This window comes from Flagellimonas algarum (genome assembly GCF_040513375.1).
Lineage (GTDB): Bacteria > Bacteroidota > Bacteroidia > Flavobacteriales > Flavobacteriaceae > Flagellimonas_B > Flagellimonas_B algarum.
The window spans coordinates 493,358-512,749 of record NZ_JBEVTG010000002.1; the positions used below are offsets into that span (position 1 = coordinate 493,358).

The 19,392-nt window shown below is 49.9% G+C and carries 20 protein-coding genes and 1 tRNA gene; 15 read left to right on the forward strand and 6 right to left on the reverse strand.

Annotated features, from left to right (window positions below):
- Positions 1–31 precede the first annotated feature (31 nt).
- Positions 32–1,417, forward strand: coding sequence for a DUF3179 domain-containing (seleno)protein (locus tag ABV409_RS09415; protein WP_353877333.1), 1,386 nt, complete (start codon positions 32–34; stop codon positions 1,415–1,417).
- Between the two features lie 68 nt (positions 1,418–1,485).
- Here ABV409_RS09415 and ABV409_RS09420 read toward each other — a convergent pair whose 3' ends face one another.
- The 4 genes from ABV409_RS09420 to ABV409_RS09435 all read right to left on the reverse strand — a co-directional run bounded on the left by ABV409_RS09420 (position 1,486) and on the right by ABV409_RS09435 (position 4,294).
- Positions 1,486–1,812, reverse strand: coding sequence for a YegP family protein (locus ABV409_RS09420; RefSeq protein ID WP_353877334.1), 327 nt, complete (start codon positions 1,810–1,812; stop codon positions 1,486–1,488).
- A gap of 62 nt (positions 1,813–1,874) precedes the next feature.
- The gene (lpdA, locus tag ABV409_RS09425) at positions 1,875–3,281 is read right to left on the reverse strand and encodes a dihydrolipoyl dehydrogenase (protein ID WP_353877335.1); all 1,407 of its coding nucleotides are present in this window, start codon (positions 3,279–3,281) and stop codon (positions 1,875–1,877) included.
- A gap of 81 nt (positions 3,282–3,362) precedes the next feature.
- Positions 3,363–3,752, reverse strand: coding sequence for a hypothetical protein (locus ABV409_RS09430; RefSeq protein WP_353877336.1), 390 nt, complete (start codon positions 3,750–3,752; stop codon positions 3,363–3,365).
- Between the two features lie 77 nt (positions 3,753–3,829).
- A complete protein-coding gene (locus tag ABV409_RS09435; protein ID WP_353877337.1) occupies positions 3,830–4,294 on the reverse strand; it encodes an Lrp/AsnC family transcriptional regulator in 465 nt (154 codons plus the stop codon).
- A 155-nt stretch (positions 4,295–4,449) separates the two neighbouring features.
- Here ABV409_RS09435 and ABV409_RS09440 point away from each other — a divergent pair, with 155 nt between their 5' ends.
- The 8 genes from ABV409_RS09440 to ribB all read left to right on the forward strand — a co-directional run bounded on the left by ABV409_RS09440 (position 4,450) and on the right by ribB (position 13,882).
- On the forward strand, positions 4,450–5,670 hold the full coding sequence (locus ABV409_RS09440; RefSeq protein ID WP_353877338.1) for an aminotransferase class I/II-fold pyridoxal phosphate-dependent enzyme: 1,221 nt from the start codon (positions 4,450–4,452) through the stop codon (positions 5,668–5,670).
- 62 nt (positions 5,671–5,732) lie between these two features.
- Positions 5,733–7,226, forward strand: a complete 1,494-nt coding sequence (gene nhaC / locus ABV409_RS09445; RefSeq protein WP_353877339.1) for a Na+/H+ antiporter NhaC — start codon at positions 5,733–5,735, stop codon at positions 7,224–7,226.
- A gap of 62 nt (positions 7,227–7,288) precedes the next feature.
- Positions 7,289–7,795 (forward strand): thiol peroxidase, encoded by a 507-nt coding sequence (gene tpx, locus ABV409_RS09450; protein ID WP_353877340.1) that lies wholly within the window; start codon positions 7,289–7,291, stop codon positions 7,793–7,795.
- On the forward strand, positions 7,788–8,162 hold the full coding sequence (locus ABV409_RS09455) for a diacylglycerol kinase family protein (RefSeq protein WP_353877341.1): 375 nt from the start codon (positions 7,788–7,790) through the stop codon (positions 8,160–8,162). Before tpx ends, ABV409_RS09455 begins: the two co-directional genes overlap by 8 nt.
- A 49-nt stretch (positions 8,163–8,211) precedes the next feature.
- The gene (locus ABV409_RS09460; protein ID WP_353877342.1) at positions 8,212–10,572 is read left to right on the forward strand and encodes a DNA translocase FtsK; all 2,361 of its coding nucleotides are present in this window, start codon (positions 8,212–8,214) and stop codon (positions 10,570–10,572) included.
- Between the two features lie 31 nt (positions 10,573–10,603).
- The gene (gene lolA1 / locus ABV409_RS09465; protein ID WP_353877343.1) at positions 10,604–11,248 is read left to right on the forward strand and encodes an outer membrane lipoprotein periplasmic chaperone LolA1; all 645 of its coding nucleotides are present in this window, start codon (positions 10,604–10,606) and stop codon (positions 11,246–11,248) included.
- Positions 11,249–11,261: 13 nt separating this feature from the next.
- Positions 11,262–12,758 carry an LptF/LptG family permease gene (locus ABV409_RS09470; protein ID WP_353878162.1) on the forward strand — a complete coding sequence of 499 codons (1,497 nt, stop codon included), beginning with the start codon at positions 11,262–11,264 and terminating at the stop codon, positions 12,756–12,758.
- A gap of 8 nt (positions 12,759–12,766) precedes the next feature.
- Positions 12,767–13,882 carry a 3,4-dihydroxy-2-butanone-4-phosphate synthase gene (ribB, locus tag ABV409_RS09475; RefSeq protein ID WP_353877344.1) on the forward strand — a complete coding sequence of 372 codons (1,116 nt, stop codon included), beginning with the start codon at positions 12,767–12,769 and terminating at the stop codon, positions 13,880–13,882.
- Here ribB and ABV409_RS09480 read toward each other — a convergent pair.
- Positions 13,872–15,071 carry a DegT/DnrJ/EryC1/StrS family aminotransferase gene (locus ABV409_RS09480; RefSeq protein ID WP_353877345.1) on the reverse strand — a complete coding sequence of 400 codons (1,200 nt, stop codon included), beginning with the start codon at positions 15,069–15,071 and terminating at the stop codon, positions 13,872–13,874. The two genes, ribB and ABV409_RS09480, sit on opposite strands and share 11 nt — an antisense overlap.
- Positions 15,072–15,080: 9 nt before the next feature.
- Positions 15,081–15,836: a sulfite exporter TauE/SafE family protein gene (locus ABV409_RS09485; RefSeq protein WP_353877346.1), complete on the reverse strand. Its 756-nt coding sequence runs from the start codon at positions 15,834–15,836 to the stop codon at positions 15,081–15,083.
- A gap of 101 nt (positions 15,837–15,937) precedes the next feature.
- On the opposite strand from ABV409_RS09485, the gene ABV409_RS09490 reads away from it, so the two are divergent.
- From ABV409_RS09490 to ABV409_RS09515, 6 genes are all read left to right on the forward strand, one after another.
- Positions 15,938–16,022 (forward strand) — tRNA-Ser (locus ABV409_RS09490).
- A 474-nt stretch (positions 16,023–16,496) separates the two neighbouring features.
- Complete coding sequence (locus ABV409_RS09495; protein ID WP_353877347.1) at positions 16,497–16,670, forward strand: hypothetical protein; 174 nt, start codon at positions 16,497–16,499, stop codon at positions 16,668–16,670.
- A gap of 106 nt (positions 16,671–16,776) precedes the next feature.
- Positions 16,777–17,685, forward strand: coding sequence for an alpha/beta fold hydrolase (locus ABV409_RS09500; RefSeq protein WP_353877348.1), 909 nt, complete (start codon positions 16,777–16,779; stop codon positions 17,683–17,685).
- Positions 17,686–17,695: 10 nt separating this feature from the next.
- A complete protein-coding gene (locus ABV409_RS09505; protein WP_353877349.1) occupies positions 17,696–18,523 on the forward strand; it encodes a sulfurtransferase in 828 nt (275 codons plus the stop codon).
- A gap of 9 nt (positions 18,524–18,532) precedes the next feature.
- Positions 18,533–18,898 (forward strand): hypothetical protein, encoded by a 366-nt coding sequence (locus ABV409_RS09510; RefSeq protein ID WP_353877350.1) that lies wholly within the window; start codon positions 18,533–18,535, stop codon positions 18,896–18,898.
- A 58-nt stretch (positions 18,899–18,956) separates the two neighbouring features.
- Positions 18,957–19,328 carry a DUF1428 domain-containing protein gene (locus ABV409_RS09515; protein ID WP_353877351.1) on the forward strand — a complete coding sequence of 124 codons (372 nt, stop codon included), beginning with the start codon at positions 18,957–18,959 and terminating at the stop codon, positions 19,326–19,328.
- Positions 19,329–19,392 lie beyond the last annotated feature (64 nt).

The following is a 19,392-nucleotide window of genomic DNA, read 5'->3' on the forward strand; positions in this document are numbered from 1 at the left end:
CCTAATTCCGACGACCAAGACGAAAAAAGCTATGGCATCGAAACCTTTGGTCTTGTTCTTGTTTTTAATGGTTCTTGGTTGGAAGGGACTAGCATCCGAACCGGTTCACCAAGACACCCCGAACACTGCCCCTGAGGCACACCACTACTTTTTGGGAATCCTAAGTGATTATGAACCTTCCGTATTTCGAAAGCACCTCAAAGCTATCGATGAGGATTGGCAGCCCGCTTTCGAGATCATGGCCATCGAGACCTTATACTACATGCAGACCCATCGCCGCGGAAGACCCTTACTGGCCCTTTTGGAAAAACATACCGGCCAGCGATTTGGTTTCGATTTCGACAAATGGTGGCAGTGGTTATGGAACAAGCCTTCGAATTACGACCCCTCCTATTTCGAGTTTAAAGCGGAACTGCATCGCCGCATCGACCCGCGTTTCCAAAGGTATTTTTCAAAACGATCGGCACAAAGTTCAATACGACTCGATGAGGTACGCTGGGGTGGGGTATTGCAAGATGGCATCCCGCCACTCCGCAATCCGACCATGATCAGACCTGATGAGGCTACCTATCTTCGTGATGGGGCCTTGGTCTTCGGTATTGAGATCAACGGTGAAGCGAGGGCCTATCCCAAACAGATCTTGGCTTGGCACGAGCTCTTTACCGATACCGTAGGCGGGATCAAAGTCGCCGGTGTCTACTGCACGCTCTGTGGCACCGTAATCCTCTATGAAACCGAACATGACGGAATCGAACATGAACTGGGAACCAGTGGATTTCTGTACCGTTCCAATAAGCTCATGTACGATCAAGCGACCCAATCGCTTTGGAGCACCTTAGAAGGGAAACCGGTTATCGGGCCGTTAACCGGAACGGGGATCGAATTGGAATTCCGGAGTGTGGTGACGACGACTTGGGGAGAATGGAAAAAGCGGCATCCGAACACCACGGTCCTTTCGTTACGCACCGGACACCAGCGGGATTATCGGGAAGGCGTTGCCTACAAGGATTATTTTGCCGATGACGACCTGATGTTCACCGTACCTGAAATCGATTCCCGGTTGAACAACAAAGATGAGGTGTTGGTGGTTCGCAACCCCGATGACCTGAGCGATCAATTGGTGTTTTCAAACCGTTTCCTGCGTCAAAACCCCATCCATCGCGACCGTCTTGAAATGGGTGTTTTTACCATCTTCACCGATAGTACGGGGGCGCACCGGGTGTATCGTACCGATGCTACGGAATTTGATACATATGACGGGGGCGAAAAGGTTAAGGATCTAGATGGATTTTGGTGGACCCTCGAGGAAAACGGAATGCGGAACGAATCGGGCGAGATACTAGAACGTATCCATACCTTCAATGCTTTTTGGTTCGGATATAAGGCCGCCTTTCCTGAGGTTCGCTTGGTGCGTTGATCGATTCGAACTGGACATAAAAAAAGCGGCCGAGGCCGCTTTTTCAATTTTGGTTGGCAACAATGGTTTTAAACTTCTTCAACGCTTGCGTCCGGGGCGTTCTTTCGGACGGAATCAATGCCGTTTTCCATACCTGAATTGTCAGCGTACATTTGACTGGCACCGATGACTTGGCCGTTGGCCGCTTTCAAGTTGAAATAGACTTTTCCGTTTTTGGCCGTTTTACGCTCGAAACGATTGTCGTCTTGTGAATTTTTTCTAACGGACTCGATTCCATTTTCGCAAGCGGATTTGGTGGTATACCCTTCGCTGCTCAAAATCACTTGTCCGTTTCCAGCTTTCAAGTTGAACCTGTACTCACCGGCGTTATCGGTTTTTACTTCAAATTTTCCCATTGTTTAAATTTTATGATGCCTAAAGTTATTTAAAAAAATGGGAAATCGCGGCTTTACCGGGCTTAAACGTGTAGCGCCCGATCATCGGTAGCGGCCAATGCCGCTTCTTTCACCGCTTCGGCATAGGTCGGATGCGCATGGCTCATTCGGGCCATATCTTCTGCAGAAGCCCTAAATTCCATAGCGGTTACCGCTTCGGTAATCAAATCGGCGCAACGTGCCCCGATCATATGCACCCCCAACACCTCATCGGTCTTGGCATCGGCCAAAATCTTGACGAAGCCGTCGATATCCATACTCGCACGGGCACGGCCTAGGGCGCGCATCGGAAACTGTCCGACCTTATAGGCCACTCCGGCTTCCTTCAATTCTTCTTCGGTCTTACCCACGGCAGCGACTTCTGGCCAGGTATAGACCACGCCTGGAATCAGGTTGTAATCGATATGGGGTTTTTGTCCTGCGAGATACTCAGCGACCAGGGTTCCTTCCTCTTCGGCCTTATGGGCCAACATGGCCCCGCGCACCACGTCGCCGATAGCATAGATATTCGGAGTCGCGGTCTGCAAATGGTCGTTCACTGAAATTCGGCCGCGCTCATCGAGTTGTACGCCTGCCGCCTCGGCATTGAGGCCGTCGGTATACGGGCGTCTGCCCACTGATACCAGGCAATAATCACCGGTAAAACTGACTTCCGCCCCTTTTTTATCGTCGGCTTTAACGATGACTTCATCACCCTTGCGTTCAACCGATTTCACCTTATGCGAAAGGTAAAACTTCACCTTCTGTTTCTTGAGCACTTTGGTCAGCTCTTTGGATAGGGCCGCATCCATTCCAGGTATGATCCGATCCATGAATTCGATCACGCTCACATCAGCGCCCAAGCGCTTGTAGACCTGCCCCAGTTCAAGGCCGATGACCCCTCCTCCAATGATAATCATGTGTTTTGGCACCTCTTTGAGCTTTAAGGCTTCGGTCGAAGTGATGACGCGTTCTTTGTCTAAAGTGATGAACGGCAGGGTCGATGGTTTCGAACCTGTGGCAATGATCGTATTTTTGGCATTGAGGGTTTCTTCGCTTCCATCGGACTTGGTGACCTTGATGGTGTTTTTGTCGACAAAACTCCCAACGCCTTCGAAAACATCGATTTTGTTCTTGTCCATCAAAAACTGCACCCCTTTCGTGGTCTGATCGACCACCCCTTGCTTACGGGCGATCATTTGTTCCAAATTGACTTTCACTTCCCCGGGAATGTCGATACCATGGTCCTTGAAATGCTTGACAGCGTCTTCGTAGTGGTGCGACGAATCCAAAAGGGCCTTAGAGGGTATACAGCCTACATTCAGGCAGGTACCCCCAAGGGTAGTGTATTTTTCAATGATCGCGGTTTTCATTCCCAATTGCGCACAGCGTATCGCCGCAACGTATCCTCCAGGTCCGGATCCTATGACGACCACATCGTATTGACTCATATCTTTAGTTTAGAAAAATTATGGTATCCCAATAAAAATCGAGCTCAAAAATACGAATGTTTTTAGGATAATGCTTCGGTCTTAGACCGGGGCCAAAGGAAACTTCTTGGCGATATAATCCCCGAACCAGATACCGAGGATCAGCATGAGGTTCAAAGCGATTTCAAAGGCCATGGGCAAGTTCCACGCCCCACAGCTCGCCACATAGGAAATATTGAGCAAGACATAGGCCGATATCACCATATGGGGAAGGTAATTTTGGCGCACGACGATCAAGGACGTCATGAACCCTGCAGTGACCGCAGCAGTGAACATGGTGGTCCCCCCGAGCATTAATTTCATCGTGGAAGCCGAACAAAAATTAAGGCCGTCGAATAGGATATCACGGGTAATGGTGGTGAATAGAATAAATGAGAATCCGCCAACTACAGTGGCCATGAACGCCAAGAGCGTTCGGGTTTTGGAAGACATATCGGTAAGGTTCGTTTTTTGATGGTACTCCCAATGTACGACCGATATGCAGCACCCGGAAACCCTTTAACACCCTCTTAGGTTAAAGTTTCCATAAAAACGGCCGTACTGTGTTTCACCTCGTTGATGGCAAAAGAACTCTGTGTGCTTCCGATTTGATCGATGGCTGTGAGTTTGTGGATCATAAACTCGCGATAGGCTTCCATATCCTTTACATGGATGGTCAGGATGTAGTCATAGTCCCCGCTAACATGCAAACAACTACTGACCTCGTGCAATTGCTGTACTTGCCGCTCAAAACGCAATACGTTGTCTTTGGTATGTTGCACCAGTCGAATGTGGCATAAAACCGTAAAATCGCGCTCGACCTTCTTTTTATCGACCAAGGCCACATAAGCCCGGATCGTCCCTTCGCGCTCCAAACGCCGAATGCGTTCGTAGACCGCCGTAGTCGAAAGTCCCAACCGCGCCGCATAAGCTTTGGTGGTCCGTTTACAATCGGATTGGAGTTCATGTAGCAATTGTCGGTCAAGGGCATCCATAGGAAACGATGTATATTCTAAGAAACTTCAATTTATCCAATAAAATTAGATATATTTTCTAAATTAGTCAATAATTTATGTTTTTTATTCTAAAATTATAGTTTATAATTGATTTTAATTCTTGCTTCTTCGAATTTTGTATTAAAATCAACATCATGAGCTATCAACCCGCTGATCACATTCAAGACTTGCAATACTTTGGGGAATTCGGGGGGGTCAACCCTTCCATTTCCGATGCATCGACGTATACCTTCCTTTCGGCAAAGACCATGTTCGACACTTTCGAGGGCAACACGGAGGGCTGCTACCTCTATAGCCGACACTCCTCCCCGTCAAACTTGTATTTAGGGGAAGCAATGGCCCAATTGGAAGGCACCGAGGCCGCCAATGTCTACGGCAGCGGTATGGGTGCGATCAGTGCGGTGATCTTCCAGTTGTGCAACGCCAAGGACCACATTGTAAGCAGCCGCACCATATATGGAGGCACCTATGCCCTGATGAAGAATTTCTTGAAAAAGTTCGAAATCGGCACCTCTTTCGTCGACATTACCGATTTAGGGGCCGTGGAAGGAGAAATCGGTCCGAATACCAAAATGATCTATTGCGAAGCGGTCAGCAATCCGCTGTTGGAGGTTGCCGACATCAAAGCACTTTCAGCATTGGCCAAAAAATACGGGATACCCCTTGTCGTCGACAATACGTTTTCACCTTTGTCGATCAGTGCGGCCCGCTTGGGCGCCGATATCGTGGTGCACAGTTTGACCAAGTTCATCAACGGCAGCAGTGATTGTGTGGCCGGGGCGGTATGTGCCTCCAGTGCCTTCTGCTTGCAACTCAAAGATGTGAACGACGGAGCGGGCATGTTGTTCGGCAGCACATTGGATAGCTTACGGGCGGCATCCATCCTAAAAAACATCCGTACCCTGCACATCCGCATCAAAAAACATAGTGAAAACGCCCTCTACTTGGCGCAACAATTCGAAAATGATGGGTTACGGGTCGTATATCCTGGATTGAAAAGCCATCCGGGACATGCGTCCATGGCCAAACAAATGAACAGCGATTATGGTTTCGGTGGCCTATTGACCTTGGATGTCGGTACTTTGGATCGGGCGAATGCCCTCATGGAATTAATGCAAGCGGAGAATTTGGGATATCTGGCAGTCAGCCTTGGTTTCTACAAGACTTTGTTCAGCGCCCCGGGCACCTCCACCTCTTCCGAAATTCCGATCGAAGAACAACAAGCCATGGGATTGGGTGATGGGTTGATCCGCTTTTCCATCGGCCTTGACGATGACATCCACCGCAGCTACAGGGCCATGAAAGACTGTATGGTTCGCTTGGGTATTTTGGATGCGGAAACCACCTTGGTATAAGTCCGCTTTTTGCGTAAGCAAGGTCAAAGTCGTAATATTACGATGTGACTAACTGATACCTTATGCCAACGAGCCAGAAAAAACCGAAATACCGCGAAGACGAAAATGTAGTAGAAAACAAGGAGCTGAATATTTGGGAAGCCCTGATCCCCGTATTCGCCCTTGTAGCCATGTTGGCCTATAACGTCTATGTCTTCGGCGACGACGCCCTGAGCGGCTCCAACCAGTTTATCCTGCTTTTAGGGGGAGCGGTAGCCGCCATCATCGGATTTTTCAATAAAGTATCCTACAAACAGATGTTGGCCGAAGTGGCCGAGAACGTACGGTCGACCACCGGCGCCCTGTTGATACTGTTAATGGTCGGTGCCTTATCGGGCACTTGGCTGGTTTCGGGTATCATTCCCGCTATGATCTATTACGGGCTTCAGATTTTGAACCCGACCATCTTTTTGGCCGCCTGCGTTATCATCTGTGCCATCATAAGCATCGCCACGGGAAGCAGTTGGACGACGGCGGCCACGGTAGGTATCGCCTTGATCGGTATCGGTGAAGCCTTGGGTATTTCATTGGGTATGACGGCAGGTGCGGTCTTGTCAGGCGCCTATTTTGGCGATAAGATGTCACCGTTGAGCGATACGACCAATTTGGCCCCTGCCATGGCCGGAGGTGAGTTGTTTGCCCATATCCGTTATATGGCCTGGACTACCATACCGACGATTTCGGTCACCTTGTTGGTATTCATTATTTTAGGATTTACCATTGACACTTCGGGTGTGGCCGACACCGATGCCATATTGACCACTATTGGATCGACCTTTTCGATCAATGGGTGGTTGTTCTTGGTTCCCCTTGCAGTGATCTTCATGATCGTAAAGAAGGCTCCGCCATTATTGGCGTTGCTGATCGGCACCCTTTTGGGTGGCGTGTTCGCCTTGATCTTCCAACCCGACATCGTGGCACGTATTGCAGGAAGCAGCTCACTGGATTTCACCTCGGCCTATAAAGGCATTTTGAATGCGATCACGGTCGACACGGCCATTGAGACCCCAGACCCGGCTTTGAACGACCTGTTTTCATCGGGTGGGATGGCCGGCATGTTGGGCACCATTTGGCTCATCGTCTGCGCCATGGTGTTCGGTGGGGTTATGGACGGTATCGGCGCCCTTGAACGCATCACCAAATCCTTACTCAATCTCGCCAAAACGACCTTTGGCCTCTTCGCCAGTACGGTGGGTAGTTGTTTGGCACTGAACGTTACGGCCTCCGACCAGTACCTTGCCTTGGTCGTACCCGGCAAGATGTTCTCGAAAGCGTATAAGGAGCGCGGACTGGCGCCTGAAAATTTGAGTCGGACCCTCGAGGATTCCGGAACGGTGACCTCGGTATTGGTGCCGTGGAACACCTGCGGGGCCTACCATAGTGGCGTTTTGGGGGTTGCCGTTGGCGATTATTTCCTCTATGCCATCTTCAATTGGCTGAGTCCGTTTATGACGTTGACCTTCGCCGCCTTGCAGATCAAGATCAAGCAATTGGTCACTCCTGCCGAAACCGCATAAAGAAATTCCCATTTGATTGATTTTAGTGTCTTGGTTTAGTACCTTCACCTAAAATTTCAAACATGGCAACAATAACCCTAGGTGGCAACCCGGTCCAAACCGTTGGTGTGCTACCCGCAGCGAATACAAAAGCACCCGATTTCACCTTGGTCAAAGAAGATCTTTCAGAAGCTTCATTGGCTGATTACTCGGGATCTAAAGTGGTGATGAATATCTTTCCTAGCGTTGATACCGGTACCTGTGCCCAGTCAGTGCGCCAATTCAACCAAGAAGCCGCCGAATTGGAAAATACCCAAGTCCTCTGCATTTCACGCGACCTCCCTTTCGCCCAGAAACGCTTTTGTGGGGCCGAAGGCATCGAAAACGTGCACATGCTTTCCGATTTCCGCGATGGGGGTTTCAGCGATGCATACGGATTGACCTTCGCCGATGGGGCCTTGAAAGGATTGAGTTCGCGATGCGTGGTCGTTTTGAATACGGCCGGTGAAGTCGTCTATACGGAGCAAGTCGCTGAAACAGCCGATGAACCGAACTACAAAGCGGCCCTTGAAGCCTTGATGGATGCCTAAGGAATCGTTTCTCAAGAACCGGATCCGGAGTGTGGGATTCGCGTTCAAGGGGCTGTTCTTGTTGCTACGCACGGAAGCGAGCATCAAAATCCAATTTTTCATTGCCCTTTTGGCCACTGCCGCCGGCTTTTATTTCGAAATCTCGCGTGAAGAGTGGATGGTACAATTGTTGGCCATTGGCCTGGTGATGGGCATTGAAGGTTTGAATACCGCCGTCGAGAAGATCTCGGATTTCGTGCACCCCGAATACCATAAAAAAATAGGCTTTATCAAAGATATCGCCGCAGGGGCCGTGATGGCCGTGTCGTTGATCGCCGGGGTGATCGGTCTCATCATCTACCTCCCGAAATTGATAGGAACATCCTAAACACACTTTCGCAACGTAAATTTGTAACTTAGTCACCTTTCGAACCTACATGGCCAAAAAACGGAGAAAATCAAAAGCGACCCCTCGTAAAACGAAGACCAAAACGGGCTTGTCAAAACAGAACAAGGTCATTTTGGGCAGTTTGCTCATCGTATTATCGATCGCGCTCTTCTTTTCGTTTTTGTCCTTTTATTTCACCTGGCAGGAAGACCAAAGTACCCTCTCCCAATTCGCCCAACGCGATACCGCGGCAGAAAACCTTTTGAACAAATTCGGAGCGGGAGTCAGCCATTTCTTTATGTACAGAGGATTCGGCCTGGCTTCCTTCACCTTTCCGATACTCTTGGCGATTACGGGACTGTATCTGTTTTTGGGATTGGATGGTAAACGTTTGTGGAGCAAATGGATTTGGGGTCTGATCGGGATCATCTGGCTTTCCATCGCCCTTGGGTTCTTCGCCTTTGAACAACCCCTTTTGGGTGGATTGATCGGTTACGAAATGAACGACTTTTTGCAAGATTATACGGGTAAGATCGGGGTGTTCCTGCTCTTGATTTTCACCCTAATCGTCATCATGGTGCGGCTGTTCAATTTTTCACCCGAGGCCATCGGTGCCTATTTACGGGGCTTACGGCCTTCCAAACCCAAAGTTGGGAGCACGCCCGATCCGGAAGTTGTAGCGGCTGAAGCGACTATCGACCTCTCGGTAGACAATCCTTCTGACGAGCCTCTCGACACCTACACCCATAAAGAGGACATTCCGCCCTTGCGACCTGAGACCGGGTTGGACGTTAACTTGCCCGAACCTGAAGTGGAAGAACCGAAAATCGATTTGGAGGTGGCCAAAGTGGCCGATGAGAAAGAGGAAAAAAACAACAAGGCCGAACAATTGGTCAAGGATTACGGGGAGTTCGATCCAAAATTGGAATTGGGCAATTACAAGTTCCCACCGTTGAACCTGCTTGATCCCCACGGCGCTTCTGGCGGGATCACCATCAATCAGGAAGAACTCGAAGAGAACAAGAACAAGATCGTCAGTACGCTGAAGAACTATAAGATCGGCATCGCCCAGATCAAAGCGACCATCGGTCCGACGGTCACCTTGTATGAAATCGTTCCTGAAGCAGGCATCCGGATTTCAAAGATCAAAAACCTGGAAGACGATATTGCGCTATCCTTAGCTGCATTGGGCATCCGGATCATCGCCCCGATTCCCGGAAAGGGCACCATCGGTATCGAAGTGCCCAATAAGAACGCTTCGGTGGTTTCGATGCGATCGGTCATCGCCTCAACTAAGTTCCAGAAGGCCGAAATGCAGTTGCCCATCGCCTTCGGAAAGACGATCAGTAATGAGACCTTCGTGGTCGACCTGGCGAAAATGCCCCATATGCTGATGGCCGGTGCTACCGGACAAGGGAAATCAGTCGGGCTCAACGCCGTGATCACCTCCTTGCTCTATAAAAAGCATCCAGCCGAGATCAAATTCGTCTTGGTCGATCCCAAAAAGGTAGAGCTGACCCTTTACAATAAAATCGAGCGGCATTTTTTGGCCAAGTTGCCCGATTCGGAAGAAGCGATCATTACCGACAACACCAAGGTCATCCATACCTTGAACTCGCTTTGTATCGAGATGGACAACCGTTATGAGCTATTGAAAATGGCCATGGTACGGAACATCAAAGAATACAATGCCAAATTCAAGGCCCGCAAACTCAATCCGAACGACGGGCATCAGTTCTTGCCCTATATCGTATTGGTCATTGACGAGTTCGCCGACCTTATCATGACGGCCGGCAAGGAGGTCGAAGCCCCGATCGCCCGTCTGGCCCAATTGGCGCGTGCCATCGGTATCCATTTGATCATTGCGACCCAACGGCCATCGGTAAATGTCATTACCGGGATCATCAAAGCGAATTTCCCGGCACGGATCGCCTTCCGCGTGACTTCTAAAATCGACTCCCGAACCATTTTGGATGCCCAAGGGGCCGACCAGCTTATCGGGCGGGGCGATATGCTCTTTACCCAAGGCAATGATGTGACCCGATTGCAATGTGCCTTCGTCGACACCCCGGAAGTCGAAAAGATTACCGAATATATCGGATCGCAGCGCGCCTACCCTGACGCCCATTTACTGCCAGAATATGTCGGTGAGGATTCTGGCACGGCAATTGATTATGACATCTCGGATCGTGATGCCATGTTCCGACAGGCGGCCGAAGTGATCGTGATCGCGCAACAGGGTTCGGCATCGTTGATCCAACGTAAACTGAAATTAGGGTACAACCGGGCAGGGCGTATCATCGACCAATTGGAAGCCGCGGGGATCGTAGGTCCCTTCGAAGGCAGTAAAGCCCGCCAAGTATTGGTCCCCGATATGCACAGCTTGGATCAGCTCCTACAAAATGAATAACATGAACCCGGGTGGTTCTTAGCAAAACAGCATGAAAAAAACACTTATCCCCGCTTTGTTCCTCGCTTTGACCGGTATGGTCAATGCCCAAAATTCCCCTAAGGCCAAAGCCTTATTGGACGAGGTCTATCAAAAGGTCACCTCCTACGACAACATCCAGGTCGACTTCAAATATGCCTTGGAGAATACCGAGGCGAATACCAAAAGTGAAACCCAAGGGAACGCCACCTTACAAGGCGATAAATACCTGGTCGATCTCTTTGGTTCCCAACAGCTGTTCGACGGTAAAAAAGTATACACCATCGTGCCCGACAATGAGGAAGTGACCATCGAAGATCGGGGTGATGATGAAGATACGGTGACCCCTTCGAAGATGTTGACCTTCTACCGCGAAGGCCATACCTACCAGTGGGACATCCTTCAAAACATACAGGGACGCAGCATCCAATTCGTCAAATTGACGCCCATTGATTCGAACTCCGAGATCAAGACGATATTATTGGGTATCGATGCCAACACCAAGCACATTTACAAACTGATCGAAACGGGTAAAAACGGCACCAAAACCACGATTACCGTTAATTCTTTCAAAACCGATCAGCCTTTGTCAAAAAGCTTATTTACTTTTGACGAGGCCAAATACACCGATGAGGGGTATTACATCATAAGAAATTAGTGTTTTGAAATTACTGGACCGATATATTTTATCGCGTTTTCTTTATAATTTTTTAAGCTCCTTTGCCATCTTGATGGTCATCTTTATCTTCCAGACGGTCTGGTTGTTCATTGATGATCTTGCAGGCAAGGACCTTGATTTGGCCATTATCGGCAAATTCCTCTATTACTACATGCCGACCTTAATCGATAAGGTGTTGCCCTTAACGGTCTTGCTGTCTTCCATACTCACCTTCGGGAATTTTGCCGAGAATTACGAGTTCGCGGCCATGAAGGCTTCGGGCATTTCATTGCAACGCGCCATGCGCAGCATCATCGTTTTCGTACTGCTTTTAGGGATAGGTACTTTTTTTCTGGCCAATAATGTCATTCCCATCGCCGAACAGAAAATCTTCAACCTCCGCAAGAACATCGCCAAGGTCAAACCCGCAGCGGTCATCGTCGAAGGGGTGTTCAGTGATATCGAAGGCACGGAGATGAATATGAAGGTCGCCAAGAAAAGTGGGGAGAACGACCGTTTTTTAGAGGATGTCATCATCCACCAAAAATCGCAGACCAAGTTGAATACGACCGTGATCAAAGCCAAAACGGGTGAATTGATCAGTAGCGAGGATTCCGATATTATCCAATTGGTCTTGAACGACGGGCACTATTACGAAGAAGTCCAATCGAAATCAAGCAAAGACCAAAAGAAGCAACCCTTTACCCGGGCTGAATTCGAGACCTACATCAAGAATATAGACATCTCGGCCTTGAACAATCAAGACATTGAAAAGGAGTCGGACATCGTGACCGATAAAATGAAAAACGTCGGGCGCTTATACAAAGACATCGATTCTTTGAAAGAGAACAACCTCGTGAGGGTCAGGGCATTTTCGAACAGCATCAGCATACGTGTTGGCGCGTTTCCGCTAAAGGTGGTAGACTCGGGCAAGACGAAGACCATTACCCCTACTGGCATTACCGAAATCCCGGATGAGGCCGCGCCCATAGACGAGGCCCTCTTCGAACAAGACATCGCTTCCCTGGTCCCGGAATGGCAAAAAGGACAGTTGCTCATCAATGCGCGAAACAACATCACCAATATTCTCAACACGGTTCGAAGCCGCAAGATTGAGTTGAACCGCCGGTATGAGATCTATTACCGACACATCCTTTCGATGCACAAGAAGTTCGCCTTTGCCCTCTCGTGTATCATCCTCTTTTTCGTTGGGGCGCCATTGGGCGCGATCATTAGAAAGGGCGGACTCGGTCTCCCGATGGTCATCGCGATACTTTTGTTCTTGACCTATCACTTTTTGGGGGTCTTTGCGGATAATTATGCCAAAAAAGGGGCATGGAATCCTATTTTGGGTGCTTGGCTACCGACCATGGTCACCCTACCGATGGGTATCTTTCTGACCAAAAGGGCTACTGCCGACCGGGGACTGATGAGTTTGGGGAATTTCTTCGATCGTGTGGGATCCCTGTTCAAGAAAAAGAAAAAAGAAACAGCAACAACCGAAAATTAAACCTTCCAATGCTGAATTCCATTGAAGAGGCTATTGCCGATATCCGACAAGGAAAAGTGATCATCGTGGTCGACGATGAAAACCGTGAGAACGAAGGGGATTTTATCGCAGCCGCCGAAATGGTCACCCCGGATATGATCAATTTCATGGCCACCCATGGCCGCGGACTGATCTGTGCCCCTTTGACCGAAGAGCGCTGTCGCGAACTCGATCTGAACATGATGGTCGAGAACAATACCGTATTACACCATACCCAATTCACGGTTTCCGTCGATTTGATCGGATACGGATGCACCACGGGTATTTCGGCCCATGATCGATCTAAAACCGTTCAGGCCCTGGCCAATGCGCAGACCAAAGCCCATGAATTGGGGCGACCCGGACATATATTCCCTCTAAAGGCCAAAGAAGGTGGGGTGCTTCGCCGTACCGGCCATACCGAAGCCGCGATCGATTTCGCCCGACTGGCCGGACTGAAACCTGCGGGACTCTTGGTCGAGATCTTAAACGAAGACGGCAGCATGGCCCGGTTGCCCCAGCTGCTTGAAGTCGCGAAAAAATTCGATTTGAAGATCGTATCGATCGAAGACCTCGTGGCCTATCGCATGGAGCACGATAGCTTGATCGAGAAAAAGGAGGATTTCGACATCCAAACCCGTTTCGGGGAATTCCGACTACGTGCTTACGTACAGACGACCAATGATCAGGTCCATATCGCCCTGACCAAGGGAAGCTGGAAAAAAGGCACCCCCATTTTGACGCGGATCAATTCGACCTTGGTCAACAACGATATCTTGGGAACCTTGACCAACAACCCCGACCAGGCCTTGCGCCAAATGTTCGAGGCCTTGAACAAGGAAGGGCAAGGAGCGTTCATTTTCATCAACCAAGATTCCCGTTCGTTGAATCTTTTGGGCCGTTTGGCCGAGTTCAAAAAACTTCAAGCCGAAGGGGTGACCCGTGCGCCGAAGATCGAAATGGACAGCAAGGATTTCGGGATTGGAGCCCAGATTCTACACGACCTCAATATTTCAAAAATCCGCTTGTTGACGAATTCGGAACAAGCGAAACGGGTCGGTATTGTGGGTTATGGCTTGGAAATCGTCGACTACGTTACTTACTAAGTACTTGACGTAGGGTATCGGCCATAGTCTCTGCCCGATTTTGGACTTCCGTTTCAGTCCATCCCAATTTGATCAGACACGACAAGGTTCGGCCGATCCATTGATCGGACGCCGCAAAACTATTGCCTACATTGCGTTGCATGCCGGCCAAAGTCACCTCAGGCAGGCTCCCCAAAGATTTGGGATCCATGAGGTGTTCCCATTTGCGATAGTAATGCCAGTTGTTATCATACCAATAGAAACAGGCATCGACCCCTGCAGCGGACAAGGCCTTTTGGGCTTCGCGTGCCTCTGCTTCGGTCGGTAAGAAGAAGTTCAAAAACGAATAGTTTTCTTCCCCACCTTCAGGCACCCTTCGAAAGCTGACCCCTGCTACTTTTTCCAATGCCCGGCGAAGGATGGTGTAGTGTTTTTTCTGCAGGGCCACGAACCCATCCAAGCGCTGGATTTGGGCACAACCGACGGCCGCATTCAATTCGGAAATGCGGTAGTTGTATCCTAAGAACGGGTGGCTTTCGGCACCACGGTCGTTTCCGACATGGTCATGGCCGTGATCGGAGTATTTATGGGCATTTTCGTAGTAGGTACCGTTGTTGGTGATAACGGCCCCGCCTTCCCCACAGGTGATGGTCTTTACATAGTCGAAAGAAAAACATCCCAAATCACCGATTGACCCCAAGGGTTTGCCCTGATACGACCCGCCTATTGCTTGACACGCATCTTCCAACAACAACAATCCGTGTGCCTTACAAAGCTCCTGCAAGGCACCCAAATCGGCCATAGAACCGCACATATGTACGGGCATGACCACCTTGGTCTTTGGTGTGATCGCTTTTTTGACCGCGTCTGGTGCCAAGGTCAGGGTGTCATCGACATCGACCAAGACCGGTACCGCCCCGAGTGCCAGTATCGATTCAAAACTGGCCACGAAGGTAAAGGTGGGCATAATGACCTCATCGCCCGCCCCGATCCCAGCACTGGCCAGGGCCACGGTAAGGGCGGCCGTACCGCTGCTCACCGCATGGGCGTGTGCTGTCTGCATACGTTCGGCCAAAGCCATTTCAAGGGCCTTTGCCTTCCAATGGCCTTTTCTCATGCCATCGAAACCGTAGCGCATGAGCACGCCATTGTCCAACACATCGTGTACTTGTTTACGTTCCAATTCTCCGAAAAATTCAAATCCAGGCATACGCTTGCTTTAGGTAAAAAACCAAAGTTTGATGGCCATGGCGATGACCATTACGATTAAAAATATTTTGATGAACCCGTCGCCTTTGTTGACCGAAACCCGACTTGAGACCCAGGCACCGGTGCCATTGCCGAGGGCAAGCACCAAGCCCACCTGCCAATTCACCTTATCGTTCAGGATAAAGACCAAAAGGGCGGCGAGGGTATAAATAAAGACCACGGCCACTTTGGTGGCATTGACCCGTACCAAGTCCATTCGATTTACGAAATGCAGGAACAAGATGATGACAAAACCAATACCGGCGTTGATAAAGCCCCCGTAGATACCGATAAAAAAGAACGCGACGATGCCCAACCAGAGGTATTTGCCCGTAAGGCGCTCTTGCAATTCGGCCACATTGATCTTGGGCTTGAAAACGATCAAGAGCACCACGGCGATCATGATACAGGCCAAGATGCGGTTAAAGGTCTCCCCTTTGATATCGACGGCCAATTGGGCGCCGATGATAGCACCCATGAGGGCAGAAATACCGAGGTAAAGGTTGAACGGAAAGGTAGACACTCCCTTGCTTTTAAAACCGGCCACGCCCATGGCGGTCTGAACAACAATTGCCACGCGGTTCGTACCATTGGCCACGGCCGGGGGCAGGCCCAAAAATATGAGGGTAGGCAAGGACAATAAGGACGCACCACCGGCCAGGGTATTGATGAAACCGACGACAAAACCGACGACGACTAAAAGCGGATAGTGGTACCATTCTTCCATGGGGGCAAAAGTACCACCTTATTCGCATTTGCCTAACCATAAAATTTAAGGACAAAGCCGCAGGCAATTGAAAAAAGCTTGTTATATTTGCAGCCGCAAAAGGAGGAATGGCAGAGTGGTCGAATGCGGCAGTCTTGAAAACTGTTGAGGGTCACACCTCCGGGGGTTCGAATCCCTCTTCCTCCGCAAAAGAAACCCGCAACGAAAGTTGCGGGTTTTGTGTTTTCAGGAAGTGGGCCAACCGCAGGTTGTGGACACTGAAGGAAAATACAAAACCGAACAAGCGCAGCTTGTGGTGGGTTTTATGCTTGCCCAGGATTACCCATTTGGGATGCACGAAGTGAATCCCCTTCAATCACCATTTGCTCATACAAAACCGAACAAGCGCAGCTTGTGGTGGGTTTTATGCTTGCCCAGGATTCCCTACTTGGGATGCACGAAGTGAATCCCCTTCAATCACCATTTGCTCATACAAAACCGAACAAGCGCAGCTTGTGGTGGGTTTTATGTTTTCCGAGCACATGAAAAACAACTCCCAAAAAATGAGAGAAGCGGTGTGTTACTTTGACATAACTGCCTCCTTTAGCATGTCCATGCAGCCATCCAAAAGCGGACTTGAACAAAGCGAAAGCGCAGGGGGTCAATCCAACGTATTCGCCAATGAACCGGAATCTTGCGAACATCATCTACCTCGTTTTGTTCACGATCATGCTCTGTGCGAGTATTTTGTTTTACCATCGGGCGCTCTCCTTGGAAACCTTAGGGGTCGTTTTCGGAACCACCCTGACCTTAATGTTGCTTTGTTTCTACCTGCAACACCATGCTGACGAATAGACGAAGTGGGGACGATGCGCTTGCAATTGGCCTGGGCTTGTCGTAGTTTTAAGGCAGACAGTGGCTCGCTAACCAAGGGCCATTTCCACCTAAACCACCCGCACCCATGAAGCGCCTCTTTGTTACCCTGTTTTTTACGAGTAGTTTTCTAATGGCCCAAACCAGCAAATCGGTTAGCACCCCAAATGGAGAATTCGCCCTCATCGATGAAGGCAGGGGCACACCGGTGTTGTTGTTGCACGGTTTTCCTGATTCAAAGCGCTTGTGGCAGCACCAGATTCCCGCTCTTGTCGAGGCGGGCTATCGGGTCATTGCCCCCGATTTACGTGGGTATGGCGATTCGCCAAGACCAAAGGAAAAAGAACAGTACGCCATGCCGCTATTGATGGGGGATGTGATCGGCGTCCTCGATGCCTTGGAACTGGAACAGGTACACCTGGTCGGTCACGACTGGGGTGCCGCGCTGTCGTGGACCTTGGCCCGGTATTTCGGACACCGCTTTTTATCACTAACCGCCCTATCGGTAGGTTCCCTTGGAAATTCCGGTTGGGATTCGCTCGAACAACGGCAAAAATCATGGTATTTCTACCTCTTCCTGCAAGAAGGCTTGGCCGAAAAAACCCTGGCCGATAACGATTGGCAATTCGCCAGGGAATTTATGGCGAGCCATCCCATGGCGGAAACGTTGATCGAAGGTTTTCAAAAAGAAGGGCGCTTGACGACCGGTCTGAATTGGTACCGCGCCAATATGCAGGACCTGATTGCACGACCCGATGTCGATTACAGTCCCGAGAACAATCCAACACCTCCCGCCATTACTGAATTGGAACTCCCCGTAATGGGGGTTTGGAGCGATGGGGATTTGTTTCTCACCGAATCACAGATGCAACGATCATCGGAACATGCCGCCGATTTCACCTACAAACGCCTCGAAGGGGCCGGACATTGGATGATGCTCGACCAACCCGATGCCTTCACCACCATTTTGCTCGAATTTTTAAAGAACCAACCTTGATCCATTACCCATGAAGACCCTTGTTACCGCTGATTGGTTGCAACAACGGCTACACGACCCCAATTTGATTATCTTGGATGCCAGTGTGGCCACCAATGCCCATGGCCAAGCTTTCGAGACCTTTGATCGAACCATTCCCAAAGCGCGCAAGTTCGATTTGAAAGGAGTATTCCGTGATTTGGAAGCCCCCTACCCCAATACGGTTCCCCGACCGGAGGATTTCGAACGGGAATGCCGCAAACTGGGTATCGGCCAAAATTCGGAAATCGTCGTTTTCGACCACAATGGCATTTACACCAGTGCACGGGTATGGTGGTTGTTCCAAATCATGGGTCATGCGAATATCGCCGTCCTTGATGGTGGGCTGCCCCAATGGATCGCCCAAGACCGACCTACCGAAAAAACACCGATGACCGATTTTGCCATGGGAGACTTTAAGGCACGTTTCCAAGCCGACCAGGTCGTCTCCTTTAAACAAGTGGATACGAATACCAACTCACAAAAATTCCTTATCGTCGATGCCCGTTCGAAAGGCCGATTTTCGGGTACCGAAGCGGAGCCGCGAAAAAGCTTGCAAAGTGGGCACATTCCCCATTCCATCAACCTTCCTTTTAAAGAGGTCTTGCAGGATGGGCGGTTCAAAACCAAAGCCGAATTGCTCGCCTTGTTCGCCCCTTCCCGAGCAGAAGGAAAAGAAGTGGTATTCAGTTGTGGTTCGGGCATGACCGCCTGCATCTTGGCCTTGGCGAATACCGTGGCCGACGGCAGCAGCCTTAAAGTATTCGATGGCTCATGGTCGGAGTGGGCCGAAAGGAAGCAATTATATACTCGGGATTAAACCATCAGTATGAAAGAACGCATAAGCATTGAAACCGCAATAAAGAACGCCCAACGTCGGATCACCTTCCCAACCATGAGCTTGATGTTGGGTACCATGGTGGCCAGTTACCTTCTGGGTACGCGTGGGCTTATCCCGAAAGGTTTAATGGTTCCTGCACTGTTTATGGGAATGCTTTTGGGCTGGTTGGTCTGGGCGATCCAAGTGCCTAAATGGAAAGTCTGGGCCTATGCAAGGGTCGAAGATCTGGAAGCCCTAAAAGCGGAGGCGGTACGATCCAGTATTATTTGGAAGGATTCGAGTCTTTTTACCAAAACCGAGATTTGGACCCCATCGGATAAAAACAAGATGCGCGAAATCTTGGATTCGAAATAGTGGGTAAAATAGCACGATTCTAAAATCCGTATCTTGAAAAGCGTTGATTCTTAGTACAATGGCAGAATATATCGACGGATTCATTTTTCCCTTGGCGCGAAAGCACCTGGAGACCTATCGCGACATCGCCACACAGGTTGCCGAAATCTGGAAGGCCCATGGCGCCTTGGCCTATCATGAATTCGTAGATGACGACCTCTATTTGGAAGGCACTCGGTCATTTCCTGAAACCCTCAAGGTGAACGACGATGAATCGGTCGTCTTCGGCTGGGTCGTTTTCCCTTCCAAGGAAATCCGTGATGCCGCCAATCGGGCTGTGCCCCAAGATCCTCGCATGGCAGGACTGATCGCCCCTTTGCTACAGTCCGACGCCCCGATTTTCGACCCGGCCCAAATGGTCTATGGCGGGTTTCGTAAGTTGGGCGAATAGCAGCCTAGGTAGCTTTTGATTAAACCAATTGCGTTTCGTGTAGTCCAAAACGAAAAACCCCAAA